The following is a 13984-nucleotide window of genomic DNA, read 5'->3' as shown; positions in this document are numbered from 1 at the left end:
CATGGCAGGCTCCGCCGGATTGCGCGTCGACAGCATGCGCCTCGGGCAGGCCTGAACCGGACATTTCTAACTGGCCCAAACCGGACATTACCAAATAGCCGCTACACATTAAATGTCGATAATTTATATTATGTAAATTCAATAACGGCGCCAGGCAACGGCGGCAGTTCCTTCAGGACAGTTCCTTCAGGATGCGCGCCGCGCCCAGCAGCATCACCGTGTGCCCATCGTGCCCGCACGCATGCATGACGCCATCCGCGCAAAGGCGTGTCGTCGAGGCCGCAGGCGTGCCTGTCATTGCCGCAGGCAGCATCGACCGCGAAACGCGTGTGAAGACAATGATCCATGCGAACACGTGCGGCTTCCTGAGACTGCATCGATATCGCCGTCCGGATGGCGTGCGAGAACCTAAATGAAATAGCTGAGTCCGGCGACTACCTGAATCCCCCCAAATACCGCGATCACGATGGCCGACAGGCGCGCGATACCGTGCATGAAGGAGGCAGGCATCTTTCTGCGCAATGCCGCCGTCGCGCTGCTCAGGCACAGCCACCAGGCTGCGGAGCCGAAAAAGATGCCCGCAATCATAGGCCATACCGTCAGCCACCCTGCACCTTCCGGCGCTCCCTGCCTGGCCGACAGTGGCCCAAGCGCGGCAAAAACACCGATGAACGAAAGGATGGTCATTGGGTTGGACAGCGTCAGGCCAAACGTCGTCAGAAAATCGCGTGCGATCGTTGTATGCGGTGTCTCCGGTAGAGCCGACGGAGTCGTCGCCGCCTCACGTCCGATGGTCCAGGCGAGCCACACGAGAAAAACTCCACCGCCAATTTTCAGGGCGATGGTTAGTACCGGCAGGGTCGTCGCAATGGCTGCGATACCCAGTGCGCCGAGCAGCCCATAGACCATATCCGCACATGCCGCGCCGATGCCTGTAGCGAAACCGGAGCGAAAACCACGACTCAGGGTTCGCTGGATGCATAGCATGCCGATTGGGCCAACCGGGGCTGCGATGGAGAAACCCATCGCGACAGATTTGATGAACAGCATTTTTCTGCTCCTACGATATGCGTTGCTACGGAAACACATCGTAGGCACTATTTGCAGGCCGCTGAATGCAATTTTTAAGGTAAATTGGCAATTTAACCTTAAAGATATCGACGTCATGGACGACCTGGACTGGAAGGTACTTTCGCTTTTGCAGCAGCATGGCCGCATAACCTATACAGAACTTGCCCGTCAGGTCCATCTGTCGGTGCCTGCGGTGACGGAGCGCGTAAAACGTCTCGAAGAGGCCGGGGTTATCGAGGGTTACGCCGCCCGAGTCAATCCCGTTATGGCGGGCTACGCGGTGAGTGCATTGATAGGAATTACGGTCCCTCAACCTGCGAAAGCGAAGTTTCTCAATCTGCTCGACACGATCCCTGAGGTACTGGAATGCCATCACGTGACGGGGGCTGACTCGTACATCATGCGATTGGTGGCAACGAATATGACCGACCTTGAGCGGTTGATCGAGAGGATCAACCTGTATGGCGAAACCCGCACTTCGCTCGTAATGTCGACACCGCTGGCTAATCGGCCTTTGAAACGGCCGTCCGTCACGTCGCGGAAATCGAAGAACGAGCGCTAAACCAACGGTTGTTATACGGTGTGAGAGTCCGCTTGTTCGCTATCCTGGAATCCATCAATCGACGGGAGTGCATCGTCATGATGGGTCAACGAAGCGGTGGCCAGAAGCCGCTGTTTTACGCCCTTCGATCGGCAAAGAATCGTCGCGACCGGTTTTCAAGCAGTCTTTGCCCGTTTTGATGTTGTCCGGAAGCGCGCGGCCTCCTGGACCAGCTGTTCCATGAAGGTGGATGTCAGGGGCGACAGGGATCCATTTTTCCGCACAAGGCAAGCAATTTCGCGAGGCCAGTCGGCGCGGCTCGCCGGTATGGCCCGCAACCCGTACTGCTCTGCCACGGGTCGATGCTGGGTACTGCATATGCCCAACATATCCGTGCCCGCTATCAACGAAAACACGCCGACAGGTGAACTGTAGTTGCTCTGCACCTGAACGACGGGCCCGTCGACATGATGTCGCTCGAAATAAACATCGATCTGCTGTCTCGCCGATACGCTCTGCCCCGGCAGTATCCAGGTATAGCGCGCCAACTGCGCTGGGGTTGCCGGACTCTCGAGTGCGCTCAGCGGATGGCCGCTTCGACATACGACCTCAATGGTTTCCCTCAATAGCCTGACGGCAACCAGTTCCTCGGGCAATTCGACAGGCATCGGTGCAACGGCAAGGTCGATTTCCCCTTCCAGCAGTGCCCGCATGAGCGCGTCCGACAACTGCACATTGAGATCGAGTCGCAGTGCCGGCCTGCGCTTCAACAAAGCGAGAAAAGCGCGATTGATCAACTGTTCGGTTGCGGGCGTGGCACCCACTCTCACCTTGGCGAGGTCGCCCGAATGCAGTTCAGCAATCTTGCACAGTGTGTCTTCGTAGGCTGCGCGCAGACTGATGGCGTTCCTCTGGAATTCAGTACCGTAGCGGGTCAGCTGCATGCCCTTTGGGGATCGCACGAATAGCGGAACGCCCAGTTCCCCTTCCAGCCTGCGCACAACCTTTGTCAGAGCAGGCTGACTGATACCGACCTTGAGCGCGGCGCGATGCAGGAGGCCCGTCTCCGCAATCGCCAGAAAATAAGTCAGATCATCCAGGTTCACGATAACCAATGGTTATTGACTGAGAAAGCAACATGCTTGCCCCGTAAATTTTCAGTGTCAATACTGCCGTCATACTTCCAACAGCGGAGACGGGCAGGACATGGAAATGGCAAACGTAGCGTACGAGGCCACCAGGGCGGACCCTGCCGCGCAGCGACGTCTGCGCGTAGTCGTGGCGGCAGCGACGATAGGGACGGCCCTCGAGTGGTTCGACCTGGTCGTCTATGGCTTCTTTGCGGTAGTCATCGCAAAGCTGTTCTTTCCCTCGGCGCATGAACTGACGTCGCTGCTGGTTGCGCTGGGTACATTCGGCGGTTCGTACCTGATGCGGCCGCTCGGCGCGCTCGTGCTGGGCTCCTATTCGGATCGCTATGGCCGCAAGAAGGGTCTCACGCTGAGTATCGCGCTGATGGCACTGGGCACGCTGCTGATTGCAGCGACACCCACCTATGCGTCGATCGGCATTGCCGCGCCATTGATCGTCGTCGCGGGTCGCCTGATTCAAGGCATTTCTGCCGGCGGCGAGTTTGGTGCCTCCACGAGTTTTCTGGTGGAGCATTCGCCCCGAAGCAGGCGTGGATTCTATGCAAGCTTCCAGATGGCCGCGCAAGGTGGCACCGCCCTGCTGGCGTCGCTTTTCGGAACCCTGTCGACCCGTTTTCTCACACCTGAACAGCTGTCGGGCTGGGGGTGGCGAATCCCGTTCGTCTTTGGCTTGCTGATCATACCGATCGCGTACTTTATCCGGCGGCACGTCGACGAGACGCCTGTTTTCACGCACGACACGCATGCGACGAGCCCCGTCAAGGAAACGTTCTCGGACAACAAAACCCGCTTATTGCTCGCGATCGGCATCTACGTTCTCGTGACGGCGTCGTCCTACGTCATCGTGCTGTACATGCCGACCTTCGCGATCAAACAGCTCGATCTGAATCCTTCGGTCGCATTTGCCGGGACGCTTCTGATGGGCGCGGTGCAAATGCTTGCATGCCCGTTGGCGGGTGCGGTCGCCGACCGGGGCGGACGCAAACGGGTACTGCTGGTCGCGGCGCTCGGTGTGGGCGTCGTGGTTTTGCCGGTCTTCGCATGGCTGATTGCGAAGCCCACTTCATCGACCTTCATTGTCGCGTGCACGTTGCTTGGACTCGCCATCAGTGGTTATCAAGGTCCGATGCCGGCCGTTCTCAGCGAACTGTTCCCCAGCCGGGTGAGAACGACCGGTCTCGCACTTACCCATAACCTCGCAGTGGCTGCCTTTGGCGGATTCGCCCCGCTGATCATCACCTGGGGCGTCAGCACGACTCATAGCAAGCTCGTTCCAGCGGCCTACGTGGCGACCGCTGCCTTTATCAGCATCATTTGTCTGCTGGTTTGCCTGCGCAAGTTCGGCGATCGTCAGCCTACCGAATGAACAAGCCTTGTTAACAAGTAGAGACATGAGTACCAAACCGAACATCGTATTGATCGTTGCCGATAACCTCGGCTGGGGCGAGCTCGGATGCTACGGCGGCGGCAAGCTGATGCGTGGCGCCGCGACGCCACGCATCGACGCACTCGCGCAGAGCGGCATGCGGCTGCTCAACTACAACGTCGAAAGCGATTGTGTCCCCACACGCAGCGCGCTCATGACGGGCCGGCATCCCGTTCGCACGGGCGCTTTTCAGTCGGTCCCGCCGGGACTGCCCCAGGGATTGACGCGCACCGAGTGGACGCTCGCCCAGATGGCGTCGGACGCCGGCTACGCCACAGCCCATTTCGGGAAATGGCATCTGGGCGACGTAGAGGGGCGTTATCCCTCGGACCGGGGCTTTGACGAGTGGTATGGCATCCCGCGTACAACTGACGAGACGCAATTTACAAGCTCGATCGGCTTCGACCCAGAGGTCGCCGACATTCCCTACATCATGTCGGGCAAGAAAGGCGAGCCGTCCGCAAACGTGAAAGTCTACGATCTCGAGACACGACGGAGCATCGATGAAGAACTCGTGGAAAAATCGAAAGCGTTCATGCAACGCAATGCGCGTATGTCGAAGCCGTTCTTCCTCTATCTCCCGCTCGTTCACCTTCATTTTCCGACGTTGCCGCACAAGGAATTTGACGGCCTGACGGGTATGGGGGAATTTGCCGATTCGCTGGCGGAAATGGACTTTCGCGTCGGCCAGATCATCGATGAAATCGACGAACTGGGCCTCGCCGAAGACACCCTGTTCATTTTCTGCAGTGACAACGGTCCCGAATTTCGCGCGCCGTATCGGGGCACGGCTGGCCCATGGACAGGTACTTACCATACGGCAATGGAAGGCAGCTTGCGCGTGCCTTTTATCGCACGCTGGCCCGGCAAGATTCCTGTCGACGTCAACAACCAGATTGTTCACGTCGTCGATCTTTTGCCGACGATCGCCGACGTGATCGGTGGCAAGGTGCCAGACGACCGGCCGATCGATGGCATCTCCCAGCTCGACTTTCTCACGGGCACGAAGCCGGTATCCAATCGCGAGGGATTCCTTTTCTACATCAAAGATGAACTGCGCGCCGTGAAATGGCGCGACTGGAAGCTTCACCTGGTATGGGAACCGTTCGTCAATGCGGGGGCAAACAAACTCGAGTCCCCTTACCTCTTCCATCTCATTCAGGACCCGAAAGAAGAGACCGATGTTCTCGTCCGTAACACCTGGGTGCTTGGCCCCATGCTGAAAATGGTGAGGGCTTTCAAGGAGAGCGTAAAGGCTCATCCGAACACGCCCCCAGGTGAACCCGATTGATCTCTTGATGGCCGGCAAGCGGCTTTGGTCCACGTTTCGACGCTCTCGCAGGTCTGTTCCGTGATTTCCAGTTGCACCGACCGAAATCAGAAGATCGGCCAGGCTCAGGATCGCCGCCGTATCCTCGAAGTCGTCGCCTTCACTACTCAGCGATACGAGCGACATGCCATCGGGCGGATGCTTCCCGCGCGACATCCGTGCCCCGCAGCCCCATGGCGATGCCGATATCGGCCTGCCGAAACGCCGGCGCGTCGCGTTGACGCCGTCACCGGTCATCGCAACGATGTCGCCGCTGTCCTGATAGGCCCGCAGAGCCTCGATCGAGCGGGCCGCTTTCAACTCGGTGAAAAAGCCGATGACGGTGTTGAGTACCAGGACGGCGGCAATGGCCGCGCCCTCTTCCAGTTCACCGAAATAGACGGCCAATGCGGCGGCGGTGCCGAGCAGATAGATGACAGGGCTGCGGGCTTGATGCGTCAGGATCGTCAAGCCGCTTGTGTTGCGCTTCGACTCGACGGTATTGGGGCCGAACCTGGCCAGACGATGCCGGGCGTCCATTTCGGCGAGCCCAATGCTTGCCGACACGTTCAACGCCGCTAGTACGACCTCCGGCTGCACTGCATGCGGGATCTCTGGCGACATTCTCGGCTCCTTCGGTAGCACCTCGCCTACGCGTCGATCCGGTAGATCAGTGACGACAGTACACAAGCAAGCCGGAGAAAGCTTGAGCCACCTCAACACAAGGGGCGAAGCCAGTTTAAAGTCCTGCGTCGACGGTCTTCACGAGCACGTGTGCAGCGTATGCGAACGACACGGCGTGATATTGTCCGCAGTCGATCACCGCGGGCTTCCTGGCACGCAATCGTGAGCGGTTCGGACAACCGCTCGCGCAACGGACCGGATGCCGCAGACTTATCATCCGGTAGTGCCGCTCAATATCGATATCCGTGACTATCGTGACTATCGCAATCGCATGCGATCGAACCGGCCTGTGGAACGCGAGCGCCAGGGCAATGTGGAACCGATGTGCTGACCGGCCGCCTCGCGCCGGACGCCAGAACAATCGCCAAATTCACACGCAGCGATCGGGAGGACGTTTGCGGTGTATGTCGACGTTCGGTGACGCCATGCCGTGACCTCAAACGGTCCACACAAGACATCGTGTCCATCGATAGCAGCAGTTTCATGGCGGCCAACCCAAGGGCTTTCGCTCACCGGGCGTAAAATTCTCCTGTCACATCGGGTGCCATACAGTTTTTTGGGGAGGCGTCGTCAACGGCCCCGAACGACAACACCGTGAGAACCGCCAACCCATAGGCCCGGCAACTTCGTGCCCGTCAGTGGGGAACGAGCCATATGCCCGCTCAGATAACACCCAATCAACTCGTTCAACTGATCATCCCAGGTATCACGGCCGTCTTCTCGCTCGGTTTTGCCTGTGCATGGATCTACGATAGACGACTGCGCTATCTCCGCTTTCTTGCCGCTTCTTTTGCTGCTTTCGCCTTCGGTTCGGCAGTGCAGATCTGTCACCTGCCGGATGAATGGCGATGGAACGCGCTGATATCGGCGACGTTTTATGTCTCAAGCATTCAACTGTTAGCGGAAGGTGTGTTACGCAGGGCGGGGCTTCACTTCAGGCTGGCAACGCATGCGTCTATCTTCGCGCTGGTGATGGGCGGCATGTTTTACTTCTCCTTCGTGGCGCCGAACCTGCTCGTGCGCGTCTACATTCTGAATCTCAGCGCCGGGTTGCTGATGATGATTACCGCGCTCCGCTTCAGGAAGCGCTGCAATGGGCGCATCGTTAACCACGTGCTTCTCTGGGTGCTGCTGATCTTCGGCGCAAGTTTTTTCATCAGGACGCCGCTCACGACGATCCGGCCTTTACCTCATAGCACTGCACCTTTCGGGCAAACGATTTTCTGGGTCTTGCTACAGTTGTCGCTCGCCCTGATGGGCGCTGTGTTGGGACTCGTGCTGCTGGCCGCCGCGATGTCGGACGTGATCGACCGGCTGACTCTCGAGCGCGATCTCGATCCGCTCACCGAAACGTTGAACCGGCGAGCCTTTGAACGCGTCGCGCGCCACCGCATTGCCGACAGGCACAACTATCCGCTCGCGTTGATCGCGTTCGACATCGACAAATTCAAATCCATCAACGACCGTTACGGACATGCGGCCGGCGACACGGTGTTGCGCCGGTTCGCCGCCATCCTGCGTGCCGCGGTGCGCGAGAAAGACGTGGTAGCGCGTATCGGCGGCGAGGAGTTCGTGCTTCTGCTGCCAGGCGCTGACGAACAGTCCGCGTTTCAGATTGCAGATCGCTTGCGCACCGTCCTGGAGTCTTCACGCTTCAACGAAATCGACGCTACGATCTGCGTCACGATGAGCGCCGGCGTTGCCCCGTATCGGCCAGGCGAGGCGGTCGCGGCGTTGCTGGCGCGCGCCGATCACCTGCTCTATGCGGCGAAGCGCGCGGGAAGAAATCGGGTGATCACGGAATCGCTGGGTCAGACGCGGGATACCCCCGAGCGCGATATCGCGTGATCGCGCCGAAAGCCGGCGCGCACCCACACTGCATCGTCACGGACGTACCTGGGTTGGAAAAGGAGACGCGCCATCGGCTGCATGCTTTGATGCCGGAACGCCGGCAAGTGCGATGCCGAAGCGCGCGATCGCGTCGAGCCAGCTGATCGGGTCAAGCAGCACATCCAGCTCAGTTCGAAATGATTTTGCGCGTTTCCATAACCAAATGCTTATGACAGGAATTTACGCTTACCTTGTCGCGCGCCCACACCGTTTCCGCGATTGACCGCTCCACCTCCGCCTCCTAGATTCATTGTGTCAGCGCACAGGACTCGCGTCCGGCCCCGCGCACGCCGATTGCTCCAGGGACGCCACAAAAAGCAGACAGGGAGACACCATGTTCAGGCATCTGGTCGCCATGGCCGCCGCCGTGGCTAGCACGTTGGCGCAGGCGGCTCCCGCGCTCGATAGCCCCGCGCCCGACAGAAAGGCCGAGTGTGTCGAGACCCGGCAAAGCGAGATCGCGCGCGACACGGAGTCCGTTGCAAGGCTCGACGCCCTTGTCGAGCAGGTGCCGCCGGACGAAGACAAGTATCTCGGCGTCGAATACGGCGCGGCCGACGACGCGCAAAGCCGGGCGCGACTACAGACGCTCCGCCTGAGACCGTACTATCCGGCCTGGGCGTTGCATCGCGAACTCAAGGCGCTCGCGGACGCCCTCGCGCGCGTGGACGCGCCGCCTGTGGGCGAAAGCAAAGAGGCCTATCAGATCAAGACGGCCGCATTCGCGCTCGTCCAGGTGGCCGCCGCGTCCCGGGCGCTCTCCACTTATGTCGCGTACGACCAGCAACGGGCGTCTCACGTCCTGAGCGAGGACGACGTCAGCCAGCACACGTTCAGTCTCGGCACCATGGGCGCGGGTCTCGCGTGGTACATCGGCTGCACCGTCGACGCCATGAAGGCGCCCATCGCGCCACGCGGCCGGCCGTCGTCCATCCATCGCACCCGGGCGCACGGTGCCTATGGCGCACCGAGGCGCCGCACGACGAGCGCCGCCGTGCCGGCCGATCCCACCTTCTGGATGCGCGGCGCACGCTAAGCCCCGCGCCTCGCGCGACCGAGGACGGGCGAACGGGCCAACGCGCAGGCCGCCCGCCCGAACCCGCAACAGGGCGCCGACCGTCACCGCCCCGCCCTGCGTCACGCTTCCGGCTGCCGCTTTCGTACGGCTGTCATCCAGCTTCCGCCTGGCTGGCGTACGCTACGCATCGAGCGCGGCCCGCGTGCGACCGGCCGGTGGCCGAACGGCGCTGCGTTCGAGAACAGCGGACACAGTCGATGAAACCTGAGACGACCCTTCAAAGCTATGGCGCCGACACGGCAGGCATGATCTGCGGCTTTCGCTTCACGTCCGATGCTGCAGGCGAGGCGCTCGACGCGGACACGGCAGCGAGCCTGACCGACAGCCCCGCCCAGCCCGGCGAATTCCTGTGGCTGCATTTCAATCTGGCCCATGCGGCCAGCGAGCGCTGGATGCGCGCCCATCTGCGTCTGCCCGAGACGTTCTACGAATTCCTGCGCGAGGGTTCGCACTCCACGCGCATCGAGCAGCAGGAAGGCACCTTGCGCGCCGTCGTGAACGACGTGATGTTCACACTCGACCTGGAAACGTCCGAGATCGCCACGATGTGGGTCTACGTCGACAGGACGATGATGGTCACGGCGCGCGCGAAGCCGCTGCGCTCCATCGACACGCTGCGTGAAAGCGTGCGGCACGGCGAGCGCTTCCGCTCCCCGGCCGAACTGCTGATTCATCTGCTGCGCGACCAGGCGGACCTGATGATGCAGATCCTGCGGCGTGCGAGCGTCGACGTCGATCGCATCGAAGACCGGTTTCTCTCCGAGCGCCCCACGGCCAACCGGACACAGCTGGGCGCGATGCGCCGCACCCTCACCCGCCTGCAACGCATGCTCGCGCCCGAGCCGGGCTCGATCTTCCGTCTGCTCGCGAAGCCGCCCGCCTGGCTTTTGCCCGAAGACCTGCAGGAATTGCGCGAGTCGACCGAAGAGTTTTCGGTGGTGCTCTCGGACCTCGCGGGCCTCGTCGAACGCATCAGGCTGTTGCAGGAAGAAATCACCTCGAGGCTCGACGAGCAGAACAACCGCACGCTCTTCACGCTGACGCTCGTGACGGTGATTGCGCTGCCGATCAATATCGTGGCCGGCTTCTTCGGCATGAACGTGGGCGGCGTGCCTTTCTCCGAGAACAAGCACGGTTTCTGGCTCATGGTGGTGCTGGTGGCCGGCTTCACGGCGTTGGCGGGATGGTGGGCCTTCCGGCGGCGCGGCGACCGGTAACGCTCACGCAGGCAGTGTTACATGGCATGTTAATATGGTTAACATGCTATAAGCATTACCCGGTCCGCGCGTACGCCGCCGTTCGCGCCGGGCAGGCGCAACGGCGCGCCTGCCGCCTCGGGCCGGGGCCTATTTCGCGAACACATTCATGCCTGCGCACTACCTTCGACGCCTCGCGGGTAAAGACCGCAAGACGAGCGCGAACCGCCAGCTCGGTTTCCAGCTCGCGTTCATCGCCGGGGCCACCAATGCCGGTGGCTTTCTGGCGGTCAAGCAATACACCTCGCACATGAGCGGCGTCGTATCGACCATCGCGGACCAGCTCGCGCTCGGCGACATCGAACTCGTGCTGGCCGGCATCGGCTCGCTCATCTCGTTCCTGATCGGCGCCGGCTGTTCTGCGGTGCTCGTGAACTGGGGGCGCCGGCGCGACCTGCACAGCCAGTACGCCTTGCCGCTGCTCATCGAAGCCACCCTGCTGCTGCTGTTCGGCCTGCTCGGCAGTCACCTGGCGTTATGGGAGGCGGCCTTCGTGCCGGTCACCGTGATTCTGCTGTGCTTCATCATGGGGCTGCAGAACGCGATGATCACGAAGCTCTCCGGCGCGGAGATCCGCACGACGCACATGACCGGCATCGTCACCGACATCGGCATCGAGCTAGGCAAGCTGTTCTACTGGAATTCGTCGCGAGTCGGCACGGACGCCCAAACAGTGATCGCGAACCGCGAAAAGCTGAAGATTCACGCCACCACGCTTGCCATGTTCTTCTCGGGCGGCCTTGCGGGTGCGGTCGGGTTCAAGCATGTCGGGTATGTTTCGACGGTGCCGCTCGCCGCGCTGCTGATCTCGCTTGCAGTCGTGCCGGTGATCGACGACATGCTCGACTGGTTTTACGGCGCCGAACGCTAGGTGCCCGCGGCGCGATCGTTCACAGTCAGTCGGACCTCGTCCAGTCCGGCACCTTCCAGTGCGAGATGCCCGGCTCGTGCCAGACGAGCCGCTTCGGGTCGAAGCACTCGCCCTCCTTCAAACGCTGCGCAGTCGCCCTCAAGCCGAGGTTGCGCGCCCAAGCCAGGGCATGCGCCCGGTCGAAAAGCACCTGTCTTGACGGCAAAGCCTGCGCCTCCTTCCAGGCGAACGCCAGGTAGTTGTCTCCCGTCGCCACCGGGAAGACGGAACGCGACGCGCCGAACGCGCTTTCAAGCCGGGCGAGCTGCTGCGGCAGCGCCGGATCGTCATTGCCGAGATTGATGGCGAGCACACCGCCGTCCGTCAGGCGTTCGCGGCACGCCGCGAAGAACTCGACGCTCGTGCATCGTTCGGGCATGCCGTCGGCGCCGAATGCATCGAGCAGGATCACGTCGAGCGGGGATGCTTCGCCGCCCACGTTGCCGATGTAGTCTGCGCCGTCCGCGCAGAGCACTTCGAAGCGCGCGTCGTCGGGCGGAATGCGGAACGTGTCGCGCAGCGCGATGACTTCCGGATTGATTTCGATCGCGGTGACCTTCGCCTGCGGCAGATGGCGATAGCAGTACTTCGCAAGCGACCCGCCCCCGAGCCCGATCATCGCGATATGCCGTGGCGCGGGCTGCAGCAGCAGGAATCCCATCATGGCCCGCGTATAAGGCAGCACGAGCCGGTCTGGCTGGCGCAGCGACATGAAGCTCTGCGTCGCGAGGTGATCGAAATGCAGCGACACCGCCTGCCCGGTCTCCAGAACGAATGGACGCGCTTCGTCCACGGGCGTGGACAGGAACGCCAGATACGCTTTCCACGACGTCTGATCGCCGCTCATTGTTGTTTCTCCCCTTCTCTACTGTTGTCGGCGCCGGCTCACGGCGCTGTCGTCACTGTGCCGGCCTGCATTGGCCAGACAAGCCATTCGCGCATGAAGTTTCCTGCGCAGATTGATCCTTCACAAAAGCATTCATCGGTGCGTGCGATCACCGCACGAATCGCGGGTTACCCCGTAGCCGCCGTGGCTCAAGCGTTGAAGGGCTGCGCCGATATATGTACCAGATAGTTAATAAAGTCTCCCGACCTTGCACCCACGCCGCTACATCACCCACATGACCCACATGAAACTGTCCACGAAACTGCTGTTGCTCGTTGGCGCCGCCCTGCTCGGCGTCGTGCTGCTTGCCGCCATGGCGTTGCAGACGCTGCGGGGCGCGCTCATCGAGAGCCGCCGCGAAGAGATCGTCATTCTCCTGACGAAGGCCGAGCATCTCGTGAACGCGTACCGCGCGTTGCAGGCGCGCGGTACGCTCACGCGCGACGAAGCCCAGCAGCAGGCGAAAGTCGCGCTTTCGCAGCTCAACGCGAACACGAAGAGCTACTACTGGGTCACGACCTCGGACGGCATCAACCTCGTGCACCCGAACGCGAAGTTCATCGGCACCCGGGCCAAAGGCAACCGCACGACAGAGGGACTCACGGACAGCGAAGCCTACCGCGCCGGCATGGCACAGTCGCACTTCGCGCTCGTCGACGTGCTGATCAGGCGCAGCCCCGACGCGGACGTCGAGCCGAAACTCCAGGGCGTGGTGTCCATTCCCGACTGGGACTGGTGGATCGGCACGGGCTTCTTCTACGACGACATCAGCGCCGCCTTCAACCGGCTCGCCATCGTACTCGGGAGCATCGCGCTCGTCATCGCGGCGGCCCTTGCGGGCATCGCGTGGGCGGTGCTGCGCAGCGTGCGACGCACGCTCGGCGGGGAGCCGGCCCACGCCGCGCAGGTGGCCACGCAGATCGCCAACGGCAACCTCGGCATCGCGTTCGATGCCACGCGCGCCGGCAAAGGCAGCTTGCTGGCCGCGCTCGGCGAAATGAAGACGCGGCTTGCGGCCACGATTGCCGAAATCCAGTCTGCGACCCACGCGATCGCCGTGGGCACCGGCGAGATCGCGCAAGGCAACCTCGACCTCTCGCAACGCACCGAACAGCAGGCGGCATCGCTCGAAGAAACGGCCGCGAGCATGGAGCAGATCACGGCGACGGTCAAGCAGAACGCCGACAACGCCCGCGAGGCCAACGGCATCGTAAGCACCGCGCGGCTCGCCACGGAACGCGGCGGCGCTGCCGTGCGCGAGGTGGTCGACACCATGCAGCAGATCTCGCAGCAGTCCGGGCGGATTGCCGACATCACGACGGTGATCGAGAGCATCGCGTTTCAGACTAACATCCTTGCGCTCAACGCCGCCGTCGAAGCGGCGCGCGCCGGAGAAGAAGGACGCGGATTCGCCGTCGTGGCCGCCGAGGTCCGTTCGCTCGCCCAACGCAGCGCGGCAGCCGCGAAGGACATCAAGGAACTGATCGAGGTGTCGGTCGGCAAGGTGGACAGCGGCAGCCGGCTCGTGGAAGTGGCGGGCGAGCGCATGAACGACATCGTGCGCGCCATCGGCCAGGTGGCGCACATCATGGGCGAGATCTCGGCCGCTTCCGAAGAACAGAGCACCGGCATCGAGCAGGTCGGCAAGGCCGTTGCGCAAATGGATGAAGTCACGCAGCAGAACGCGGCCCTCGTGGAACAGGCCGCGGCGGCCGCATCGTCGCTCGACGGGCAGGCGGGGCGGCTCAGGTCGGCGGTCTCCGTGTTCCGGCTGGGCTGATG

At 61.9% G+C, this 13984-nt stretch carries 11 protein-coding genes and 2 pseudogenes; 8 read left to right on the top strand and 5 right to left on the bottom strand.

Annotation, left to right across the window (positions count from 1 at the left end; genetic code table 11):
• Window positions 1-178: 178 nt before the first annotated feature.
• Both PKKP23_RS34940 and PKKP23_RS29075 read right to left on the bottom strand, forming a co-directional pair.
• Window positions 179-262: pseudogene (locus PKKP23_RS34940) on the bottom strand (M20/M25/M40 family metallo-hydrolase); the annotation flags it as partial.
• A gap of 146 nt (window positions 263-408) precedes the next feature.
• Window positions 409-1050, bottom strand: coding sequence for a LysE family translocator (locus PKKP23_RS29075; protein ID WP_126879402.1), 642 nt, complete (start codon window positions 1048-1050; stop codon window positions 409-411).
• 115 nt (window positions 1051-1165) lie between these two features.
• Between PKKP23_RS29075 and PKKP23_RS29070 the strand changes: the two genes are divergently transcribed.
• Entirely contained in the window at window positions 1166-1633 is a 468-nt protein-coding gene (locus tag PKKP23_RS29070) for an Lrp/AsnC family transcriptional regulator (protein ID WP_126879401.1), read from the top strand.
• A gap of 155 nt (window positions 1634-1788) precedes the next feature.
• On the opposite strand, the gene PKKP23_RS29065 is transcribed toward PKKP23_RS29070, so the two are convergent.
• Complete coding sequence (locus tag PKKP23_RS29065) at window positions 1789-2718, bottom strand: LysR family transcriptional regulator (protein ID WP_161978157.1); 930 nt, start codon at window positions 2716-2718, stop codon at window positions 1789-1791.
• 100 nt (window positions 2719-2818) lie between these two features.
• On the opposite strand from PKKP23_RS29065, the gene PKKP23_RS29060 reads away from it, so the two are divergent.
• Both PKKP23_RS29060 and PKKP23_RS29055 read left to right on the top strand, forming a co-directional pair.
• Window positions 2819-4129, top strand: coding sequence for an MFS transporter (locus PKKP23_RS29060; protein ID WP_026121679.1), 1311 nt, complete (start codon window positions 2819-2821; stop codon window positions 4127-4129).
• A 25-nt stretch (window positions 4130-4154) separates the two neighbouring features.
• On the top strand, window positions 4155-5480 hold the full coding sequence (locus PKKP23_RS29055; RefSeq protein WP_126879399.1) for an arylsulfatase: 1326 nt from the start codon (window positions 4155-4157) through the stop codon (window positions 5478-5480).
• A 483-nt stretch (window positions 5481-5963) separates the two neighbouring features.
• Here the strand turns inward: PKKP23_RS29055 and PKKP23_RS34635 are convergent.
• Window positions 5964-6122, bottom strand: a pseudogene (locus PKKP23_RS34635) (cation-transporting P-type ATPase); the annotation flags it as partial.
• 714 nt (window positions 6123-6836) lie between these two features.
• Between PKKP23_RS34635 and PKKP23_RS29040 the strand changes: the two are divergent.
• The 4 genes from PKKP23_RS29040 to PKKP23_RS29025 all read left to right on the top strand — a co-directional run bounded on the left by PKKP23_RS29040 (window position 6837) and on the right by PKKP23_RS29025 (window position 11277).
• Window positions 6837-8030: a GGDEF domain-containing protein gene (locus tag PKKP23_RS29040; RefSeq protein ID WP_126879398.1), complete on the top strand. Its 1194-nt coding sequence runs from the start codon at window positions 6837-6839 to the stop codon at window positions 8028-8030.
• 376 nt (window positions 8031-8406) lie between these two features.
• Complete coding sequence (locus PKKP23_RS29035; protein ID WP_017775897.1) at window positions 8407-9108, top strand: hypothetical protein; 702 nt, start codon at window positions 8407-8409, stop codon at window positions 9106-9108.
• 239 nt (window positions 9109-9347) lie between these two features.
• A complete protein-coding gene (locus PKKP23_RS29030; RefSeq protein WP_126879397.1) occupies window positions 9348-10367 on the top strand; it encodes a transporter in 1020 nt (339 codons plus the stop codon).
• Between the two features lie 148 nt (window positions 10368-10515).
• Window positions 10516-11277: a YoaK family protein gene (locus tag PKKP23_RS29025; RefSeq protein ID WP_017775899.1), complete on the top strand. Its 762-nt coding sequence runs from the start codon at window positions 10516-10518 to the stop codon at window positions 11275-11277.
• 25 nt (window positions 11278-11302) lie between these two features.
• Here the strand turns inward: PKKP23_RS29025 and PKKP23_RS29020 are convergent, their stop codons facing one another.
• Window positions 11303-12163 (bottom strand): fused MFS/spermidine synthase, encoded by an 861-nt coding sequence (locus PKKP23_RS29020; protein ID WP_126879396.1) that lies wholly within the window; start codon window positions 12161-12163, stop codon window positions 11303-11305.
• A gap of 283 nt (window positions 12164-12446) precedes the next feature.
• On the opposite strand from PKKP23_RS29020, the gene PKKP23_RS29015 reads away from it, so the two are divergent.
• On the top strand, window positions 12447-13982 hold the full coding sequence (locus PKKP23_RS29015) for a methyl-accepting chemotaxis protein (RefSeq protein ID WP_126879395.1): 1536 nt from the start codon (window positions 12447-12449) through the stop codon (window positions 13980-13982).
• Window positions 13983-13984 lie beyond the last annotated feature (2 nt).

The organism is Paraburkholderia kururiensis JCM 10599 = LMG 19447, from assembly GCF_003986935.1.
GTDB classification, from domain to species: domain Bacteria; phylum Pseudomonadota; class Gammaproteobacteria; order Burkholderiales; family Burkholderiaceae; genus Paraburkholderia; species Paraburkholderia kururiensis.
This window is presented reverse-complemented; position numbering and strand designations above follow the sequence as displayed.

Excerpts from the sequence above, each read along its gene's own strand:
- PKKP23_RS29075 (WP_126879402.1), bottom strand. The coding sequence starts at position 1,050 with ATGCTGTTCATCAAATCTGTCGCGATGGGTTTCTCCATCGCAGCCCCG.
- PKKP23_RS29070 (WP_126879401.1), top strand. The coding sequence starts at position 1,166 with ATGGACGACCTGGACTGGAAGGTACTTTCGCTTTTGCAGCAGCATGGC.
- PKKP23_RS29060 (WP_026121679.1), top strand. The coding sequence starts at position 2,819 with ATGGAAATGGCAAACGTAGCGTACGAGGCCACCAGGGCGGACCCTGCC.
- PKKP23_RS29055 (WP_126879399.1), top strand. The coding sequence starts at position 4,155 with ATGAGTACCAAACCGAACATCGTATTGATCGTTGCCGATAACCTCGGC.
- PKKP23_RS29040 (WP_126879398.1), top strand. The coding sequence starts at position 6,837 with ATGCCCGCTCAGATAACACCCAATCAACTCGTTCAACTGATCATCCCA.
- PKKP23_RS29035 (WP_017775897.1), top strand. The coding sequence starts at position 8,407 with ATGTTCAGGCATCTGGTCGCCATGGCCGCCGCCGTGGCTAGCACGTTG.
- PKKP23_RS29030 (WP_126879397.1), top strand. The coding sequence starts at position 9,348 with ATGAAACCTGAGACGACCCTTCAAAGCTATGGCGCCGACACGGCAGGC.
- PKKP23_RS29025 (WP_017775899.1), top strand. The coding sequence starts at position 10,516 with ATGCCTGCGCACTACCTTCGACGCCTCGCGGGTAAAGACCGCAAGACG.
- PKKP23_RS29020 (WP_126879396.1), bottom strand. The coding sequence starts at position 12,163 with ATGAGCGGCGATCAGACGTCGTGGAAAGCGTATCTGGCGTTCCTGTCC.
- PKKP23_RS29015 (WP_126879395.1), top strand. The coding sequence starts at position 12,447 with ATGAAACTGTCCACGAAACTGCTGTTGCTCGTTGGCGCCGCCCTGCTC.